20 protein-coding genes and 1 riboswitch are annotated in these 18,680 nt (G+C 73.1%); of the genes, 11 read left to right on the plus strand and 9 right to left on the minus strand.

Translation table 11 applies throughout. The features are described 5' to 3' along the window. Window positions 1-65: 65 nt before the first annotated feature. Entirely contained in the window at window positions 66-848 is a 783-nt protein-coding gene (locus PV342_RS32280; RefSeq protein WP_400802273.1) for an enhanced serine sensitivity protein SseB, read from the minus strand. Between the two features lie 183 nt (window positions 849-1,031). Here PV342_RS32280 and PV342_RS32285 point away from each other — a divergent pair, with 183 nt between their 5' ends. Further along, entirely contained in the window at window positions 1,032-1,775 is a 744-nt protein-coding gene (locus PV342_RS32285) for a hypothetical protein (RefSeq protein ID WP_386995151.1), read from the plus strand. 34 nt (window positions 1,776-1,809) lie between these two features. On the opposite strand, the gene PV342_RS32290 is transcribed toward PV342_RS32285, so the two are convergent. Next, window positions 1,810-2,487, minus strand: coding sequence for an AAA family ATPase (locus PV342_RS32290; RefSeq protein WP_400802271.1), 678 nt, complete (start codon window positions 2,485-2,487; stop codon window positions 1,810-1,812). 173 nt (window positions 2,488-2,660) lie between these two features. Further along, window positions 2,661-2,761: riboswitch (glycine riboswitch) on the plus strand. 179 nt (window positions 2,762-2,940) lie between these two features. Here PV342_RS32290 and gcvT point away from each other — a divergent pair. The 4 genes from gcvT to PV342_RS32310 all read left to right on the plus strand — a co-directional run bounded on the left by gcvT (window position 2,941) and on the right by PV342_RS32310 (window position 7,389). Further along, complete coding sequence (gene gcvT / locus PV342_RS32295; RefSeq protein WP_018563430.1) at window positions 2,941-4,053, plus strand: glycine cleavage system aminomethyltransferase GcvT; 1,113 nt, start codon at window positions 2,941-2,943, stop codon at window positions 4,051-4,053. 85 nt (window positions 4,054-4,138) lie between these two features. Further along, window positions 4,139-4,519 (plus strand): glycine cleavage system protein GcvH, encoded by a 381-nt coding sequence (gene gcvH, locus PV342_RS32300; protein WP_018563431.1) that lies wholly within the window; start codon window positions 4,139-4,141, stop codon window positions 4,517-4,519. 61 nt (window positions 4,520-4,580) lie between these two features. Then, window positions 4,581-5,852: a serine hydroxymethyltransferase gene (glyA, locus tag PV342_RS32305; RefSeq protein ID WP_018563432.1), complete on the plus strand. Its 1,272-nt coding sequence runs from the start codon at window positions 4,581-4,583 to the stop codon at window positions 5,850-5,852. Between the two features lie 154 nt (window positions 5,853-6,006). After that, the gene (locus PV342_RS32310) at window positions 6,007-7,389 is read left to right on the plus strand and encodes an L-serine ammonia-lyase (RefSeq protein ID WP_018563433.1); all 1,383 of its coding nucleotides are present in this window, start codon (window positions 6,007-6,009) and stop codon (window positions 7,387-7,389) included. A 33-nt stretch (window positions 7,390-7,422) separates the two neighbouring features. On the opposite strand, the gene PV342_RS32315 is transcribed toward PV342_RS32310, so the two are convergent. Both PV342_RS32315 and PV342_RS32320 read right to left on the minus strand, forming a co-directional pair. Then, window positions 7,423-8,208 carry a hypothetical protein gene (locus PV342_RS32315; RefSeq protein ID WP_400802269.1) on the minus strand — a complete coding sequence of 262 codons (786 nt, stop codon included), beginning with the start codon at window positions 8,206-8,208 and terminating at the stop codon, window positions 7,423-7,425. 85 nt (window positions 8,209-8,293) lie between these two features. Further along, window positions 8,294-9,382 (minus strand): YhgE/Pip domain-containing protein, encoded by a 1,089-nt coding sequence (locus PV342_RS32320; RefSeq protein ID WP_391578690.1) that lies wholly within the window; start codon window positions 9,380-9,382, stop codon window positions 8,294-8,296. Between the two features lie 67 nt (window positions 9,383-9,449). Between PV342_RS32320 and PV342_RS32325 the strand changes: the two genes are divergently transcribed. The 6 genes from PV342_RS32325 to PV342_RS32350 all read left to right on the plus strand — a co-directional run bounded on the left by PV342_RS32325 (window position 9,450) and on the right by PV342_RS32350 (window position 14,192). Next, window positions 9,450-9,902: a MarR family winged helix-turn-helix transcriptional regulator gene (locus PV342_RS32325; protein ID WP_018563436.1), complete on the plus strand. Its 453-nt coding sequence runs from the start codon at window positions 9,450-9,452 to the stop codon at window positions 9,900-9,902. 120 nt (window positions 9,903-10,022) lie between these two features. After that, entirely contained in the window at window positions 10,023-10,646 is a 624-nt protein-coding gene (locus tag PV342_RS32330; RefSeq protein WP_400802266.1) for an FMN-dependent NADH-azoreductase, read from the plus strand. A 265-nt stretch (window positions 10,647-10,911) separates the two neighbouring features. Further along, on the plus strand, window positions 10,912-11,178 hold the full coding sequence (locus tag PV342_RS32335; protein WP_500319760.1) for a hypothetical protein: 267 nt from the start codon (window positions 10,912-10,914) through the stop codon (window positions 11,176-11,178). 5 nt (window positions 11,179-11,183) lie between these two features. Then, a complete protein-coding gene (locus PV342_RS32340; protein WP_500319761.1) occupies window positions 11,184-11,957 on the plus strand; it encodes a hypothetical protein in 774 nt (257 codons plus the stop codon). A gap of 91 nt (window positions 11,958-12,048) precedes the next feature. Then, window positions 12,049-13,119: a right-handed parallel beta-helix repeat-containing protein gene (locus PV342_RS32345; RefSeq protein ID WP_400802261.1), complete on the plus strand. Its 1,071-nt coding sequence runs from the start codon at window positions 12,049-12,051 to the stop codon at window positions 13,117-13,119. Beyond that, window positions 13,116-14,192, plus strand: coding sequence for a methyltransferase (locus PV342_RS32350; protein ID WP_329185624.1), 1,077 nt, complete (start codon window positions 13,116-13,118; stop codon window positions 14,190-14,192). The genes PV342_RS32345 and PV342_RS32350 overlap by 4 nt, the downstream gene beginning before the upstream one ends. A gap of 4 nt (window positions 14,193-14,196) precedes the next feature. Here PV342_RS32350 and PV342_RS32355 read toward each other — a convergent pair whose 3' ends face one another. From PV342_RS32355 to PV342_RS32375, 5 genes are read right to left on the minus strand one after another with little or no spacing between them, the layout of a single operon-like run. After that, complete coding sequence (locus PV342_RS32355; protein WP_400802259.1) at window positions 14,197-15,543, minus strand: acetyl-CoA carboxylase biotin carboxylase subunit; 1,347 nt, start codon at window positions 15,541-15,543, stop codon at window positions 14,197-14,199. A gap of 6 nt (window positions 15,544-15,549) precedes the next feature. Next, window positions 15,550-16,170 carry an acetyl-CoA carboxylase biotin carboxyl carrier protein gene (locus tag PV342_RS32360; protein WP_400802257.1) on the minus strand — a complete coding sequence of 207 codons (621 nt, stop codon included), beginning with the start codon at window positions 16,168-16,170 and terminating at the stop codon, window positions 15,550-15,552. Then, a complete protein-coding gene (gene accD / locus PV342_RS32365; protein WP_500319764.1) occupies window positions 16,167-17,897 on the minus strand; it encodes an acetyl-CoA carboxylase, carboxyltransferase subunit beta in 1,731 nt (576 codons plus the stop codon). The genes PV342_RS32360 and accD overlap by 4 nt, the downstream gene beginning before the upstream one ends. Next, window positions 17,890-18,222, minus strand: coding sequence for a TcmI family type II polyketide cyclase (locus tag PV342_RS32370; protein WP_018563444.1), 333 nt, complete (start codon window positions 18,220-18,222; stop codon window positions 17,890-17,892). The genes accD and PV342_RS32370 overlap by 8 nt, the downstream gene beginning before the upstream one ends. Continuing rightward, window positions 18,219-18,680 carry an SRPBCC family protein gene (locus tag PV342_RS32375; protein WP_386995130.1) on the minus strand — a complete coding sequence of 154 codons (462 nt, stop codon included), beginning with the start codon at window positions 18,678-18,680 and terminating at the stop codon, window positions 18,219-18,221. The genes PV342_RS32370 and PV342_RS32375 overlap by 4 nt, the downstream gene beginning before the upstream one ends.

The raw sequence follows: 18,680 nt of genomic DNA on the forward strand, positions 1-18,680 counted from the left end.
TCCGCGTCTGCCTTGTCCGCGTCGTCTGCTTCGCCGAATGCCTCGGGTGTCGTGCCGGACCCAGGTTATGCGCCCGTGCCGACATAGAAGGGTCGCACGCGCTCCAGCATCCAGTCGCCGATGGGGTCCTGTGCGACGTCCAGCAGCACCAGATTGACCTGCCAGGGAAGCGGTACGGCGCCGAGCGCGCGCCCGAGGGCGGCCATGGCGGCGGCCCGGTCCTCCTCCTGCCAGCGGTCGAGTTCGACGCCGACGAAGAGCGTGGCGGGGTCGCCCTCGACGCTGGCCAGGGCGCGGCGGGCGGAGAGCACGACGGGGGTGACGGCGAACTCGCCCGCCGCGGCGGCCAGGAAGTCGACCGGCTCCTCGTGCGGCGAGGGCTCCCACAGCCGGACCCGGGCGCCGCTCGGGGTGCCGGGCTCGCGGTCGGTGCGGCACAGCTCCATCACCGCGGCGGGCGGCAGCGGAAGACCCACCGCGCCCCCGGGGTTCACGGCGATCCCGAGCTGCGGGGGCAGCCCGCGGGCGAACTCGCGGGCGGGCGCGACGGCGAAGTCCATGCCGGAACCGGCGGCCAGGAACTGCTGTTCGGAGCTGAAGACCGGAACGTAGACGCCGCCTTCGAGTTCGAGGGTCGGCAGGTCGAGGTCGGTGCTCTCGGGACCGCCGCCGTTCGGCAGCGGGATCCACACCTGCGAACGCCCGAGCACCTCCAGGACACGGGCCGTGGCACCCGGATCGCCGAGTGCCGCGGACAGCACTTCCTCCAGCTCGTTGGCGGGCCAGCCGCCGGCACCGTGCCCCGACGGGGCGAAGCCGTCCGGTATCCGCTGCCCCGGGATGTTCACTGCGTCTCGCCTCGCAATTTGCCGTGGTGGTGCGCTCCGTGGAAACCCTATCCGGCGGCGGGCGCGAGCGACCCCCGCACCTCATATACGTCACATAAAGCTATCGTCCGGTTGCGAAGCGTCACTACGGCTCCGAAGGTAGGACGAGCAAGGAGAAAACCCTCAACCGGGAGATATCTCGACATGCGCATCACCAGGATCAACTCCACCCTCATAGCGGCGGCCGTGTGCGCCGCGCTGACGATGGGCCTCACCGGCGGTGTCGCGAGTGCCCAGGCCCCCACCCGGAGCACGGCCGTCGAGGTCGAGCACCTCGCCGCCCGGGCGGCGGAGACGGGCAACGCCGAACTCATCGCCAAGTTGGGTGACACGTTGTCCCTCGGGGCCAAGCTCACCCAGGAAGCCCAGATCGAAAGCCCGGACTCGGCGAAGCTGGACGAACTCCGCAGGGGTCTGGAGGAGGCGAGCCGTCAGCTGGCCTCGGTCCTCGACCAGTCTGGTGCGGTATCTCCCGGCGTCACCGACCCGTCGGCCTTCGATCCGGGCGCGCCACAACCGGGCCTGGAGCCAGGCGATCTCGGCCAGCCGGGTGACCAGGGCGCCATCGACCAGGTCGGCGGGCCGGGCGACCAGAGCGCCGCGGACGCCGTCACCGACGTCAAGAACGCGCTCACCAAGCTGGTCCAGGACGTCACGGACCTGCTGGCCAAGGTGGTCGCCAAGGACCTCGCGGGTGTGACGGCCGGTGTCGCCACCGTCGTCGCCGACCTGCAGGCCCTGCTGCTGGCGGTGCCGAAGCTGCTCACCGGCGCACTGCCGCTGCCGCTTCCGCTCCCGCTGCCGCTCCCCCTGAACGACCAGGGAGAGCAGCTGCCGCCGGAGGCGCAGATCGCGCCGCAGGCCGAAATGGACCTCCAGGGTCAGTAGCGGTACCGCCCCTCACGCGACGCGGCCCGGCCGCTCAGCCGTCGAAGTCGATGGCCTCGAGCTCCCGGGCCGCTTCGCGGTCCAGCAGCACCACCGAGGCGCACGCCCCGGGGAGCCGACCGGCCTCCGCCTCGGCGAGCAGCCGGCGGGAGGCGCTGCGGTGCCGGGCCATGGCGTACGCCGACACCCCCCTGCCGCGTTCGCGCTGACCGTCCAGAGCGGTCATCACGGGGACGTCCAGCAGCACCAGGTGCATACCCCGCCCCCGGCGCCGCGCCCGGCGGGCGACCCAGGCGCGCACCCAGCGCAGGGTGCCGCAGTCGTGCACGACGACGCTGTCGCCCGAGCGCAGCGCCCGCCACAGCCCGGCATAGTGCGCGATCCGCACCAGGGGGCGGTAGAGGGCGTACGGCAGCAGCCGCGGCAGCCGGGCCTGCCAGCGCTCCCTCACGTCCTGCGAGTCGATCAGGCGGGCACCGCCCTTCGCGCGCCGCATGAGGGTGCTCTTGCCGCCGCCGGGAAGGCCGGAGACGACCAGGACGTCACCCGGCGGATAGCGCAGTGTGCGCACGGGCCGGCGCCCCCGCCGCAGATCGAGCAGCCGGCGCGGCCGCACGGAGCGGCCCCCGCGGCGCGCCTCCCCGGCCCGCGCCGGTACCGGCCGGGACACGGCCGGGCCCCCGGCCGTCGCATACGCACTCTGCCACCGCACAGTTCGCCCTCCGGGTCCGACGTTCAAGAAATGGTAAATCCTGAGTCTTTGCCTACCCAGAGAAACGGCGGCGTTACAACCGGATCGGGACCGGACCGGGACATCCGGGACTCGATCGCGACAACGGCGGGCACCCGTGCAATGATGGCGGCCTCAATCACATATAGGCCGTTCGAGGCCGCGCGGGAGAGCTTCCGCACCGCTGCGGCGGGCGGGACGCCGAAGGAGCAAGTCCTCCCTTGAATCTCTCAGGCACAGATACCGCGCGTTCGAGGCACATCTGAAAAGCGGGCGAGCCCTCCCGGCGACGGGGGCGCCGCCCCACCCAAGGTGCAAACCGGGACTCCTCCGACCGGAGGGTCCAGGTGAACCTCTCAGGTTCCGATGACAGATGGGGAGGACCTGCCCCGTCATCGCCCTACCTGTCCCTTCCTCGCCTTGGGAGCCCGCCCGATGAGTGAACCCCGCCGTACCGCACTGGACGCGCTGCACCGCGCCCTCGGCGCCACCATGACCGACTTCGCGGGCTGGGACATGCCGCTGCGGTACGCCAGCGAGCGCGACGAGCACACCGCCGTGCGGACCCGGGCAGGTCTCTTCGACCTGTCCCACATGGGCGAGATCACGGTCACCGGTCCGGCCGCGGGCGAGGCGCTGGACCACGCGCTGGTCGGCCACATCTCGGCGCTGGCCGTGGGACGCGCCCGCTACACGATGATCTGCGCGCCCGACGGCGGCATCCTCGACGACCTGATCGTCTACCGCCTCGGCGACGAGGAGTACATGGTCGTCGCCAACGCCTCCAACGCCCAGGTCGTCCTCGACGCGGTCACCGAACGCGCCGCCGGCTTCGACGCCGTGGTCCGCGACGACCGGGACGCCTACGCGCTGATCGCCGTCCAGGGCCCGAACTCCCCCGCCATCCTGAAGTCGGTCACCGACGCCGACCTGGACGGGCTGAAGTACTACGCGGGCCTGCCGGGGACCGTGGCCGGCGTCCCCGCGCTGATCGCCCGCACGGGCTACACCGGCGAGGACGGCTTCGAGCTCTTCGTCGCCCCGGCCGACGCGGAGAAGCTGTGGCAGGCACTGACCGAGGCGGGCGCGGACGCCGGCCTGGTGCCCTGCGGCCTGTCCTGCCGGGACACGCTGCGCCTGGAGGCGGGCATGCCGCTGTACGGGCACGAGCTGACGACCGCGCTCACCCCCTTCGACGCCGGCCTCGGCCGGGTCGTGAAGTTCGACAAGCCGGGTGACTTCGTGGGCCGCGAGGCGCTGACCGCGGCCGCCGCCAAGGCCGAGGCCACGCCGCCGCGCAAGCTGGTCGGCCTGGTCGCCGAGGGCCGCCGGGTCCCCCGGGCGGGCTACCCCGTCGTGGCGGGCGGCGAGGTGGTCGGCGAGGTCACCTCCGGCGCCCCGTCCCCGACCCTGGGCAAGCCGATCGCCATGGCGTACGTGGACGCCGCGCACGCGACGCCGGGCGCCCTTGGTGTGGGCGTGGACATCCGCGGTACGCATGAGCCGTACGAGGTGGTGGCCCTGCCGTTCTACAAGCGGCAGCGCTGAGGTCCCGGTCACATCCGGCACAGCCGTCCCATCTGTCAAGACAGCCGTTCACCAGCACATACCGTCATCCAGGAGAATTCACGCCATGAGCAACCCCCAGCAGCTGCGGTACAGCAAGGAGCACGAGTGGGTCTCGGCCGCCGACGCGGACGGCGTGTCCTCGGTGGGCATCACCGAGCACGCGGCGAACGCCCTCGGCGACGTCGTCTACGTCCAGCTCCCGGCGGTGGGCGACACGGTCGCCGCGGGTGAGACCTGCGGAGAGCTGGAGTCGACCAAGTCGGTCAGCGACCTGTACGCCCCGGTCTCCGGCGAGGTCACCGAGGTCAACGAGGACGTCGTCAACGACCCCTCGCTGGTGAACTCGGCGGCGTTCGAGGGCGGCTGGCTGTTCAAGGTGAAGATCTCCGAGGAGCCGGGCGACCTGCTCTCCGCGGACGAGTACACCGCCTTCACCGGCAGCTGACCGCCCGAGACCTCCACCGCTGCGCCCTGTCCACTCCGACCTCCGGACGGATGACCCCCTGATGTCGCTTCTCAACAGCTCACTGCATGAGCTCGACCCCGACGTCGCCGCCGCCGTCGACGCCGAACTGCACCGTCAGCAGTCCACCCTTGAGATGATCGCCTCGGAGAACTTCGCTCCGGTCGCGGTGCTCCAGGCCCAGGGCTCGGTGCTGACCAACAAGTACGCCGAGGGTTACCCCGGCCGCCGCTACTACGGCGGTTGCGAGCACGTCGACGTCGTCGAGCAGCTCGCGATCGACCGGATCAAGGCGCTCTTCGGCGCCGAGCACGCCAACGTCCAGCCGCACTCGGGCGCGCAGGCCAACGCGGCCGCGATGTTCGCGCTGCTGAACCCCGGCGACACGATCCTGGGTCTGAACCTCGCCCACGGCGGGCACCTGACCCACGGCATGAAGATCAACTTCTCCGGCAAGCTCTACAACGTGGCCGCCTACCACGTGGACGCCGAGACCGGGCAGGTCGACATGGCCGAGGTCGAGCGCCTGGCCAAGGAGTCCCGCCCGAAGCTGATCATCGCCGGCTGGTCGGCGTACCCGCGGCAGCTGGACTTCGCGGCCTTCCGGCGGATCGCCGACGAGGTCGGCGCGTACCTGATGGTCGACATGGCGCACTTCGCCGGTCTGGTGGCGGCGGGGCTGCACCCCTCCCCCGTGCCGTACGCGGACGTCGTCACCACGACCACGCACAAGACGCTGGGCGGCCCGCGCGGCGGCGTCATCCTGTGCAAGGCGGAACTCGCCAAGAAGATCAACTCGGCGGTCTTCCCCGGCCAGCAGGGCGGCCCGCTGGAGCACGTCATCGCGGCGAAGGCGGTCGCCTTCAAGGTGGCGGCGAGCGAGGAGTTCAAGGACCGCCAGGTCCGCACCCTGGAGGGCGCGCGGATCCTCGCGGAGCGGCTGACGCAGGACGACGTCACCGCGGCCGGGGTCTCGGTGCTGTCCGGCGGCACCGACGTCCACCTGGTCCTGGTGGACCTGCGCGACAGCGAGCTCGACGGGCAGCAGGCCGAGGACCGGCTGCACGAGATCGGGATCACGGTCAACCGCAACGCGGTCCCGAACGACCCTCGTCCGCCGATGGTCACCTCCGGCCTGCGCATCGGCACCCCGGCGCTGGCCACCCGCGGCTTCGGCACCGAGGACTTCCGCGAGGTCGCCGACGTCATCGCCGAGGCCCTCAAGCCGGGCTTCGACGCGGAGACCGCCAAGGCGCTCGGCGCCCGGGTCACCGCCCTGGCCGGCAAGCACCCGCTGTACCCCGGCCTGAAGTAGCGAGCATCACCCGGTGTGCGGGGCCGTCCGCGAGGACGGTCCCGCACACTGGAGCAAGTGCGGCGCACCCACGCCGCCCACGTACCACTCCGGCGGCGACCCCGCCGGCCGCCCGCGGACAACGGGGTCCGCGAATCCGAGGAGTCATCGCACCGTGGCCATCTCCGTCTTCGACCTCTTCTCGATCGGCATAGGCCCGTCCAGCTCCCACACGGTGGGCCCGATGCGCGCCGCGCGGATGTTCGCCCAGCGGCTGAAGAACGACGACCTGCTGGCGGGTGTCGCCTCCGTGCGCGCCGAACTCTTCGGCTCGCTCGGCGCGACCGGCCACGGTCACGGCACCCCCAAGGCGGTGCTGCTGGGCCTGGAGGGGCACTCCCCCCGCACCGTCGACGTCGACACCGCCGACGAGCGGGTCGAGCACATCCGCAGCAGCGGCCGCATCAGCCTGCTCGGCGCCCACGACATCCCGTTCTCCGCCGCCGACGACCTGGTCCTGCACCGGCGCCGCTCGCTGCCGTACCACGCCAACGGCATGACGCTCTTCGCGTACGACGAGACCGGCGCGCCCGTGCTGGAGAAGACCTACTACTCGGTGGGCGGCGGCTTCGTCGTCGACGAGGACGCGGTCGGCGAGGACCGCATCAAGCTCGACGACACCGTGCTGAAGTACCCCTTCCGCACCGGCGACGAGCTGCTCCGGCTCACCCGGGAGACCGGGCTGTCCATCTCCGGCCTGATGCTGGAGAACGAGAAGGCCTGGCGCACCGAGGCCGAGATCCGCACGGGCCTGCTGGAGATCTGGCGCGTCATGCAGGACTGCGTGCGGGCCGGGCTGACCCGCGAGGGCATCCTCCCCGGCGGCCTCAAGGTCCGCCGCCGCGCCTCGGCGACCGCCCGCCAGCTGCGCGCCGAGGGCAACCTGGCGGCGCACGCCATGGAGTGGGTCACCCTGTACGCCATGGCCGTCAACGAGGAGAACGCCGCGGGCGGCCGCGTCGTCACCGCCCCCACCAACGGCGCCGCCGGCATCATCCCGGCCGTCCTGCACTACTACGTGAACTTCGTGGCCGGGCAGTCGTCGGAGGCGGAGAGGGAGGACGGCGTCGTCCGCTTCCTGCTCGCGGCGGGCGCGATCGGCATGCTCTTCAAGGAGAACGCCTCCATCTCGGGCGCCGAGGTCGGCTGCCAGGGCGAGGTCGGCTCCGCCTGCTCCATGGCCGCGGGCGGCCTCGCCGAGGTCCTCGGCGGCGGCCCGGAGAAGGTCGAGAACGCCGCGGAGATCGGCATGGAGCACAACCTCGGCCTCACCTGCGACCCGGTCGGCGGGCTCGTCCAGATCCCCTGCATCGAGCGCAACGGGATGGCCGCGGTCAAGGCCGTCACCGCCGCGCGCATGGCGATGCGCGGGGACGGGCGGCACCACGTCTCCCTCGACAAGGTCATCAAGACCATGAAGGAGACCGGGGCCGACATGAAGGTCAAGTACAAGGAGACGGCGCGGGGCGGGCTCGCGGTCAACGTCATCGAGTGCTGACGCCGCGGACCCCCAGCCGGGGCGGACTGCGCGTCAGCGGTACGTGAGCACCGCCCACACGGCTGTCGCGGCGACCGCGAGGGCGTAACAGGCGGTGGCGGCGCGGAGGATGCGCGCGTTCGCCCGGTCGCTCCACGGCGTGCGGGACAGCAGCAGGGCGAGGGCGGGCAGGACGAGGACGGCGTGCAGGCTCACGCCGTGCAGCGGCTTGAGGGGGGCCGTGGAGGCGTAGGCGGCGGCCTGGTGGCCGGTGCGGGTGAGGTAGACGCCGCGGGCGATCATGGCGGCGCCGGAGAGCAGGGCGACGAGCAGGATCGCGAAGCCGGCGCGCAGGGCGAGGGGCATGCCGGCGGGGCCGTTGGGACGGCGCCGGAAGGACGCGAGGGCGAAGGCCGACAGGACCGCGACGAGTACGCCGCCGCCGACCGCGAGGGTCATGGAGACCGCGGTGTCGAAGCCGGTCTCCATGTCGAGGTGCGACGGCACGCGCCGCCACGCCTGCAGGGTGATGCCGGCGACCTCGACGACGCAGTCGGCGGCGAACACGACCAGCAGCGGGGTGCGCAGGCGCGCGCGGACGTCCAGATACGAGGTGACCCAGGTGATCGCGACGAGGGTCACGCCGAAGGAGAGCCCGAAGGTCACGGGCTTGCGCCAGGACACCGGGCCGTCCCAGGGACCGCCGTCCACCGCGAGGACGGCGAGGTGGAACAGGCCCGACAGGATCAGCACGGCGCCGGTCGCGTGGCACAGGCGGTCTGCCGTGCGGAGGCCGCCGAGGGTGCGTCCCGGGGCCGTGGGTTCGGTGGTCGTTGCCATGGCCCCAGCCTGCCGGGGGGCGGCGCGGCCGGTCGTCGTCCGGGAGGAGGCCGGCCGGCTGCGCCCCCGGGAGCAGCCGTTCCCGTCAGCGGGTGGCCGCGTGCACGATCCCCGAGGTCGCCGCGATGCGGTCGAGCAGGAACATGGTGCCCACGCTCGCCGCGATCCAGCTGCAGAGGATGACGATCCCGCGGGTCAGGCCGTCGTGGTGGAAGTAGGCGATTCCGTCCATGGCACGGACGCCCACGCCGGCCGGCATGACGGAGGCCAGTGGCTCCAGCCAGCCCGGCAGGAAGTACGGCGGGAGGACGCCGCCACTGGTGGCGTTCCCGATGATGAGCATGAAGATGGAGCCCAGGAGGACCCCGGCCGGGCCGAAGACGCGGATGAGCGCGACGGTGGCGGCGGCGACCGCCCCGGCCATGAGCGTGACGACTGCGAAGATCCCCAGGAAGGAACCGGGTATCGCGCCGAAGGCCGTGGAGGCGATGAGGGTGGTGGCCAGGCCGCCGACGACGGCGAAGAGGCCGATGCTCAGGACCCGCTGGCTGAAGGAGAGCCGTGGCGCGACCTGGTAGGTCAGCTGGCCGAACAGGAACCCTGCCAGGATCAGCCCGAAGGAGGCGTAGAAGACCGACAGCCCTCTGCTGTCACCGGACGACAGCGGCAGGATGTCGACCACGGGGATCTTGTGGCCCTCGCCGTGCGGAACGGACGCCAGGGGGGTGAGCAGGGCGGACACGGCGGGGCCGTTCGCGCCGGCGTAGACGACCCTTTGCTCGCCGCCCTCGGACAGGTAGGCCGCGTAGGCCTCCCGGTGCTCCACCGCGTCCCGGGCCGACGCCGCGTCGGGGTACCGGTCGACCTGGAAGGCCTCGGGCGCGATGCGCTGGAGGCGGACATCGAACAGGGCCGCCGAGTGGTCCGAGGCCACGACGGCCACCGGCAGCCGGTGCGCCGTGGGCGTGTGGAAGGCGGCGAGGAAGACGCTGACGAAGGAGAGCCCCACGACGAGCACCGTGATCACCGGGGTGATCACGGCCTTCGGGCCGGTCAGTCCCGGCCGGGCGGGCGGTGCGTCGGTCTGCGGTCCCGGGACGTGCCGGTGCCGGTGGCGCGGTGGAGGCTGATCCGCCGGCGGTTGTGCGTCCGTGATGAGCACGCTGTCGGCCACGAATAGGCTCCTCCCAAACATGTAAGCTGACTTATATAAGTTAACAGACAAAAGGAAGGCACCCGGCATGCCCCTGCGCGAACCCCGCGAGCACATCGGCTATCTGATCTGGCAGCTCTCGCAGGCTTACGCGATCCGCATCGAGCACGCCATGCGCCCGCTGCGACTGACCCAGGCGCAGTTCAGCGCCCTCATGCAACTGAGCGTCCACGGGGCCATGTCGAGCGCCGAACTGGCGCGCCGGTGCGGGGTCACACCACAGTCCATGGGCACCGCCGTACAGGGACTGACCGAGCGCGGACTGGTGGAGCGGCGGGCACACCCGACGCACGGCCGGATCATCGAGATCAGCGTCACCCCCGAGGGCGAGGAGCTCGCGGCCCACGCCGAGCGGGCCATCGCGCCGGCGGAGGAGGAGGCCCTCTCCCCCTTCGCCCCGCACGAGCGCGAGCGGGTCCGGGCCGACCTGCAGCGGATGCTGGCCACCCTCAACCCGCACGCACTGGCCGAGAGTGATTGAACTCTCACTAGTTTATCTTTCAAGCAAATTTCCCCTACCGTGGCAGCACGACCGACCACCCGATCGCGCTCCGCCCACCCGGGATATGGATTGTGCGATCCAGTATTTTTGGGGAATCCCATGGCTCACCTGCTGCACATCGACTCCAGCGCCCGCACCGAGGGCTCCGCGAGCCGTCGGCTGTCCGCCGCGTACGTCGACGCCTGGAAGAACGACGACCCGCACGGCACCGTCACCTACCGCGATCTCACCCTCGACACCCCGGCGTTCGTCTCGCCCGAGTGGATCACCGGGGTCTTCGGCCCCGCCGAGGCCGCCGACGCCGCCACCGAGGCCGCGGTGGCCGCCTCCGAGCGGCTGATCCGCGAGATGGAGGAGGCCGACGTCCTGGTGCTGGGCGTGCCGATGTACAACTTCGGCGTGCCCGCCGCCTTCAAGGCGTGGATCGACCAGGTGATGATGGCGGGCCGCACCTTCGCCTTCGGCGAGGACGGCCCGGAGGGCCTGCTGCAGGGCAAGAGGGCGGTCGTCCTGCGGGCGTCCGGCAGCGACTTCGACGACCCGGCCCTGGCGCCCATGGACTTCCACGCCCCCTATGTCCGCGGCGTCCTCGGCTGGATGGGCATCACCGACGTGGAGATCATCGCCGTCAACGGGTACACCCCCGAGCAGCTCGACTCCTCGGTCCGCGCGGCGGGGAACGCGATCAGCGCCTCGCTCGGCACGCCCGCACGGGCGGCCTGAGGCCCGCGCAGGGCACTCCCCGCGCGTGGTCAGGGCCCGGCCGACACGTACGCCGTGCCGTCGGCGGTCTCCACGACGACCGCGGCGATTCCGTCCGCCCACCGACCGCGCCGCGGTGCATCGACGCAGACACGGCCTCCGTCCGGGGCGGGTTCTGGCGAGCCGCCTCACACCGCGCGGCCCGGGATTGAACCGCCGGACGGCGCGGGCCGTGTCTGGTCACACGTCCCCGCGTGCCCGGCCGGTCCACAGGAGGAGAGGAACGATGCGGTACCGCCCCGTGACGAGGACGATCCGCCTGCCGGCGGCGGTCGCCGTCCTGTTGGCCGTCGCCCCGTCCCCCGGCTCCGCCGCGGACCGCTCCCCCGCCGACCGCGTACGGCTGGTGCCGAGGGAACCGGGGACGGCCACCGGTGAGCCCCGGCCGCCCCGCGACGGGGCCGGCCGGCCGCCGTACAGCATGACGGCGGCGGGGATCGGGGCGGTGGTGCTGCCGGCCGGTCTCGCCGCGGGGGCCGGCGTCCGCTGCTGAGGGCGGTGCGGCGGCGCCGGCGGGCTGCGCTCGGCCGGCGGCTCGCCGCGGACACCCGCACCCCGCTGGTGGTCCGGCACGCGCTGCGCGAACTGGCCCTGGCGGGACGGCCCGACAGCCCGGTCCGGGTGCGGGGCGTGCTCGCCGAGCCCGGCCGCGTGCCGGCCGCGGTCTCGGCGGGCGGGCCGGCCCCGGCGCCGTGGACGGCGCTGACCCCGACCCGCTGGGAGCGCACGGGTCTGGTACCGGTCGGCACACCCGCCCCCGGTCCGGGGCCGCTTCCCCAACTGACCAGGCTCGGCGCGGTCGGCCGGGGCCAGGAGCTGGTGAACCTCGCGCGGATCGGCGGCGTCCGCAGTGTGCTCGGGGATCCGGCCGTCGCGCGGGACGCGGTGCTCGCCCTGGTGGACGGGGTGTTGGAGGCGGCGCCCGCCGCCCGTACCGTGCCGGTCGCCGTGGAACCCGGTGCCGGCGACCTGCCCGGCCCGCCCGCCGTGCTCCGGGTCCGGACCGTCCGTCAGATCCCCGCGCTGCGCCGGCCGGGGACGCCGCAGACCGCGGCGGGGCTGGTCGTGCCGCTGCAGCGGCCGGACGCCGGGGAGGCCCGCCTGCGGGCGGCGCTGGCGGGCGCGAAGGGCGGCGGCTGGACGGTCCTGACGGTCGGCCAGGTCCCGGACGCCCATTGGCTCTGGTACCCGGCGGCCGACGGAACGGTCGACGCGGGGGTGCTCGGTCACCCGGTGGTGGTGCCCGTGCGGTCCGCCGCGCGCCGCCTCTGATGCCCCGGCAGAGTGGCGATCCGCCAGAACCACTCATAGCGTCAGATTTCGGGTGACTCAGGACGTTGCCCGGAAAGCAGGTACGGCAGTCATGACACTTCGTCGGCCCCGCGCGGCCGCCGTGGCCGCGGTCGTCAGTGTGCTGGGGCTGTGCGCCTTTCCCCGGGCCGAGGCGGCGTCGCCGGGCGCGCTCGTCGTCCGGCCCGGGGAGTCCGTCCAGGCCGCGGTGGACCGGGCCCGGCCGGGCGACGTCATCAAGATCCTCCCCGGGACCTACCCGGGCAGCGTCAACGTGACCAAGCCCCGGCTCACGCTGGTCGGCCACGGCGCCGACACCGTCCTCACCCCGGACGCGAGGCCCGACGGGAACGCCTGCGCCCAGGCGGGCCACGGGCTGTGCGTCACCGGAACGGAGCAGAGCGGCCTGGACGGCGTCCGGCTGCTGTCGCTCTCGGTCTCCGGCTTCCGCAAGAACGGCGTCGACGCCTCCTGGACCGACGGTCTGGAGGTCAGTGACATGACCGCCGAGCACAACGGGCACCAGGGCATCGGTGTCCAGCACTCGGTGCGCACCCTCCTGCGCGACAACGTCTCCCGGCAGAACGGCGAGTCGGGGATCTTCCTGGCCAACACCGCCGACGCCGAGGGCGGTGCGCTGGACACCCGGCGCACCCGCGTCAGCGGCAACGAGCTGACGGGCAACCGGATCGGGGTCGTGCTGCGCCGGGTGCGCAACCTGGGGGTCGTGGACAACCACATCACCGCCAACTGCGGCGGCGTCTTCGTCGTCGGCGACGAGGGCGTCCCGCGGGCCGGGGGCCTGACCGTCTCCGACAACCTCGTGGCGGCGAACAACAAGTACTGCCCGCCCAACGCCCGGCTCCCGTTCATCCAGGGTGCCGGGATCGTGCTGACGGGGGCGGAGCGGACCCTGGTGGTCCGCAACCGGGTCGTGGACAACCACGGCACCTCACCGATGTCCGGCGGGATCGTGCTCTTCCGCAGTGTGGTGGGCGCCCCCGACACCGGCAACACCGTCCGGGGCAACACGACCCTGGGCAACCGCCCGGCCGATCTGGCCGACCGTGACCGGGGCACCGCGAATGTCCTCCGTGACAACACGTGCCGCGTCTCCGAACCGAAGGGGTTGTGCGAGGAATGACCTTGACAGAAACCACCAGCGCGGACGGCACCGCGAACGCGGCGCGCGCCGAGGCCGCCACTCCGCCGGCGATGCGGCTGCGCGAGCTCGTCTTCGGCGCCGCCTGTGCCGCCGCAGTACGGGCCGCGGTCAGGCTCGGCGTGCCGGACGCTCTCGGCAAGGACCCGTCGCCCGTCGACGAGCTCGCCGCCATGGTCGGCACCGCGCCGCGCCAGCTGCGCCGGCTGCTGCTCGCCCTGGCCTCGTACGGGGTCTTCGAGGAGCAGGCGGACGGCCGCTTCGCCCACACCGAGATGTCGCGGATGCTCCGCAAGGACAGCCCGAACACCCTGCACTACATCGCGCTGTGGTGCACCGAGCCGTGGACGTGGGAGGTCTGGCCGCGGCTGGACGAGGCGGTGCGCGGCGGCCGCAACATCTTCCCGGAGGTCTTCGGAAAGGAGTTCTTCGAGTACCTCCACGACGACGCCCGCGAGAGCGCCCGCGTCTTCGACCGCGCCATGACCGCCTCCAGCCGGCAGTCCGCCGAGGACATCGCCGCGCTGCTCGACCTGTCCGGTGTCGGCTCGGTCGCCGACATCGGCGGCGGCCAGGGACACGTGCTGGCCGCGCTGCTGGAGAAGCACCCCGAGCTCCAGGGCACGCTGCTGGACCTGCCGAAGGTCGTGGCCGGCGCCGACCCGCGGCTGCGCGAGGGCGGTCCGCTCGCCGCGCGGGCCCGGCTGGTGCCCGGGGACTGCCGGGTGGACATCCCGGTGGCCGCCGACATGTACATCATCAAGAACATCCTGGAGTGGGACGACGACAGCACACGGCGCACGTTGCGCAACGTCGTCGCGGCGGGCGGCGCCGGCACGAAGGTGATCGTCATCGAGAACCTCATCGACGACACGCCGTCCATGCGCTTCACCACCGCCATGGACCTGCTCCTGCTGCTGAACGTCGGCGGCCAGAAGCACACGCGGGACAGCATGGTGAAGCTGATGACGGAGGCCGGGCTGCAGGTCGGCGAGGTGACCCCGGTCAACGCCTACCTGCACGCCCTGCACAGCACCGTCGGCGGGGGGCGGTGACCGGCTAGCCGGTCATCTCCCCCACCAGACCGGTGGTGTGCCGGCCCGCCCGGAACTCCGGGCGGGCCAGCACCTTCCGCAGGAAGCCGGCCGTGGTGCACACGCCCTCGCCGCGCACCCGCAGTTCCTCCAGGACGCGGTCCATCCGGGCCAGCGCCCGCTCCCGGTCCGGGGCCCAGACGACGGCCTTGGCGAGCAGCGAGTCGTAGTCGGGCCCGATCCGCCAGCCGGGGAAGGCGTGGGTGTCCACCCGTACGAAGGGGCCGCCGGGGGCCTCGAACTCGGTGAGCAGGCCCGGGGTCGGGGCGAAGTCGCGTGAGGGGTCCTCGGCGTTGACGCGGCACTCCACGGCGACCCCGCGGTGCACGACGTCCTCCTGGCGCAGGGTCAGCGGATGACCGGCGGCGACCAGGATCTGCTCCCGGACCAGGTCGACCCCGGTGACCATCTCGGTGACCGGGTGCTCCACCTGGAGCCGGCAGTTGACCTCCATCAGGTGGAAGTCGCGTTCGGGGGTGAGCACGAACTCGAAGGTGCCCACGCCCGTGTAGCCGACCGCCCGGGCGCCGCGGACGGCCGCGTCGCACATCGCCGACCTCAGCCGGGCCGGCAGGTCGGGGGCGGGGGTCTCCTCGACCAGTTTCTGGTGGTGCCGCTGCACCGAGCAGTCGCGCTCGCCGAGGTGGACGACGGCGCCGTGCCGGTCGCAGAGCACCTGCACCTCCACATGGCGGGCCCGCTCGACGTACCGCTCCAGGTAGAGCCGGTCGTCGCCGAAGACGGACCGGGCGTGCGCCGCGGTGCGCCGGTAGCTGTCGAGCAGCCGGTCCGGGTCGGTGACCACCGCCATGCCGCGTCCCCCGCCGCCCGCGACGGCCTTGAGGATCACCGGGTAACCGGTCTGCTGCGCCGCTTCCTTCGCGTCGGCGGCCCCGGCCAGCGGACCCGTGCTGCCGGGCAGCACGGGCAGTCCGGCCTCGGCCATCAGCGCGCGGCAGGCGGCCTTGTCGCCCAGCCGGGAGAGCACGTCCGGGGAGGGCCCGATGAAGGTGAGGCCGTTGGCCTCGCAGACCTCGGCGAAGTCGGGGTCTTCGGACAGGAAGCCGTAACCGGGGTGGACGGCCTGCGCGCCGGTGCGGCGGGCGGCCTCGACGACGGCGGGGATGTTGAGGTAGCTCGCCCTCGCCGGGGGCGGTCCGATGTGCACGGCCTCGTCGGCGAAGCGGACGACGGCCGAGTCGCGGTCGGCGGTGGAGTACACCGCGACGGTCCGGATGCCGAGTTCACGGCAGGCGCGCGCGACCCGCAGCGCGATCTCGCCACGGTTGGCGACCAGGACGGTGGAGAACACGGTCCCTCACTCCCCCACCGGTATCGGCTCCAGTGCGATCAACGGCTGCTGGAACTCGACGGGCTGCCCGTCCGGGACGACGACCTCCACGACCCGGCCGGCCACGTCCGCCTCGACGACGCTCATCATCTTCATGACCTCCAGGACGCCCACGGGCTGGCCGGGGCGGACGAGGTCGCCGACGGAGACGCAGGGGCGCTCGCCCGGCTCGGGGGCGTGGTAGAAGGTGCCCACCGTGGGGGCGCAGACGTAGTGAAGTGAGGTGGAATCGTGCGCTCCGTGCGCCCTTTGCGCCTCCGGTGCGCCCTGACTCGGTCCTCCGGCGGCGGGCGCGGGAGCCGGTGCGGAGGCGGGTGCCGCCTCGGGTGCCGGTGCGGGGGCGGGCCCGGTGGTGTCCGCCGGGTGCTGTGCCCGCGCCTGCGGCCATTCGATCTCGACCGCCGTCTGCCCGTGCCGCAGCCTGATCCGCCGCGGCGGGGTGGGCATGGAGCGGGCCAGCTCGGTGGCGCTGCGGCAGACCGCCTCCAGCGCCGGGAGCCCGGCCGGCGCACCGCCGGGAGACGTGCCGTTGAGGGCCTTGCCCGCGCCAGGGGGGCGGGCCGTCCTGTCATCGCCGTGGAGTGTCACGGTGCTGCCTCCTCCTCCAGTCGGCCGAAACGGTGGAACCGGTCGCGGCGCTCGGCCAGCAGCCGGTCGGGGTCCCAGGGACGCAGTTCGTCCAGGGCGGCCGAGAGCGCGCCGCCGACGAGGGCGGCCGCGTGGGCGTGGTCCCCGTGGGCGCCGTCGGGCGGCTCGGGGACCACGCCGTCGACGATGCCCAGCCGGAGCAGATCGCGGGCGTGCAGCCGCAGGGCGGCCGCCGCGGCGGGGGCGGCGCCGGGGTCCTTCCACAGGATCGCGGCGCAGCCCTCGGGGCTGATCACGGAGTAGATGCCGTTGGCGCTGACCAGGACCCGGTCGGCGACGGCGAAGGCCAGTGCCCCGCCGCTGCCGCCCTCGCCGGTGATCACGGCGACGACCGGTACGGGCAGCCGGGCCATCAACCGCAGGTTCTCCGCGATGGCGAGGGCCTGGCCGCCGCTCTCCGCGTCCGGACCCGGGTTGGCGCCCGGGGTGTCGATGAGGGTCACCACCGGGATACCCAGCTTGGCGGCGGTCCGCATCAGGCGTGCCGCCTTGCGGTAGCCGGCCGGGGTGGCCATGCCGAAGTGCCGCCGCCGGCGCTCCTCCAGCCCCGGGCCGCCCTTGTGATGGCCGATCAGCATGACGGGGCTGCCGTGCAGCAGGCCCGGCCCGCCGATGACGGCCGGGCAGTCGGCGGCCAGCCGGTCGCCGTGCAGCTCGTGGAAGTCCTGCAGCAGATGGGTCGCGTAGTCGGCGGCCGTGGGCCGCATCGGGTGCCGGGCCAGGCGCACCGCCTCCCAGGCGTCCCGCTCCGGCAGCTCGTCCGCCGTGCGGACGACCCGTACGGCGGGCCCGCGCGGCACGGTCGCCGGCCGGGGCCGCTCGGCGGGACGGCGCCCACCCGGCCGCGCGAGCCCCTCCCCGGAGCGCAGCCGCAGCAGCCGGGCCAGCGTCGGACGGAGCGCGGCACGCGGGACGACGTCGTCGATGAGGCCGCGCGAGAGGAGGAACTCCGCGGTCTGGAAGCCCTCGGGCAGCCGCTGGCCGGTGGTCTGCTGGATGACGCGCGGTCCGGCGAAGCCCAGCCGGGCGCCGGGCTCGGCGATGATGACGTCGGCGAGGGTGGCGTAGGACGCGGCGACGCCGCCGTAGGTGGGGTCGGTGACCAGGGACACCACGAGGACGCCCGCCTCGTCGAGCTCGGCGAGCGCCTGGGCGGTCCTGGCCATCTGCATCAGCGAGAGGGCGCCCTCCTGCATACGGGCGCCGCCGGAGGCGGTCACCAGCAGCAGGGGGACGCGCCGTCGCAGACTCGTCCGGGCGGCCCGGGTGATCTGCGTACCGACCCCCAGACCGAGGCTGCCGCCGAGGAAGCGGAAGTCCATCGCGGCGACCACGACCGGCTGCCCCTCGACGGTTCCGCGCACGCAGACGACGGCCTCGTCCATCCCGGTCTCCGCCCGGGCCTCGCGCAGCCGTTCGACGTACGGGCGGGTGTCGGTGAAGCCCAGCGGGTCCTGTCCCGCGGGCCGCTCGCCGCGCTCCGCGGCGAGCGGCCTGCAGGAGCCGGCGTCCAGCAGCAGGTCGAGCCGCTGCCGGGCGGTGAGCCGGCCGTGCGCGCCGCACTCGGGGCAGACGCGCAGCGTACGGGTGTAGCGCTTGCCGTAGACGAGCGCGGCACAGCGCTCGCAGCGCACCCAGTCCGGCTCGGCGGTGGCCTTGTCAGCCACTGCGCTCCCAGCGGTAGAACTCCCGGGCCATGGCGTCCTTGGGCTCGCGCCAGGTCTCGGGGTCGTACGCGGAGATGAAGGACGACAGCTGCTCGCTGATGTCCCGGAACGCCGGGTGGTCCTTGTACCTGCCGACCTCGGGGCCGGGCGGCCGGTCGGCCTCGACCAGGTGCAGGTAGACGTCGCCGAACTGGAACAGGCTGCGTCCGGTGACCCCGATCAGACCGGGCAGTTCGCCCTTGTCCGACTCGGCGAAGACCTGCGCCACCTGCTCCTCGACGCCGGGCTTCATCCTGGCCACGATCAGGCTGCGGTAGCGGTTCATGCCGCGCCGCCGCCGTGGCGCTGCATGATCCGCTCGCGGATCAGCTCCAGCTGGATCTTGGAGTTGTCGTTGATCCGGTCGGTCATCGCCTCGTCGTCGAGGGGGGCGCCGGGCTTCATGGCGAAGTCCTGGGTCCAGCGCATCCGGGTGCCGCCGGGGACCTCCTCGTACTTCCAGTGGATGTCCATGTACTGGAACGGGCCGGTCTCGACCCGGTGCGCGCGCACCGTGCGGGTGGCACGGTCGGCGGTCCGCTCGGAGACCCAGCTCCAGACCTGGCCGTGCTCGTCGGGGTGCATGGTGAGCCGGAAGACGACCCGGTCGCCCTCGCGCTCGACGATGTCGACGGAGGCGTACTCGCTGAACAAATCCGGCCAGCCCTCCACGTCGTTGGTGACGTCCCAGACGACGTCCATGGGGGCGGGGATGGTGATCTCGTTCTCGGTGTGGCCGGACAT

It is taken from the genome of Streptomyces sp. PA03-3a, from assembly GCF_033792735.1.
Lineage (GTDB): Bacteria > Actinomycetota > Actinomycetes > Streptomycetales > Streptomycetaceae > Actinacidiphila.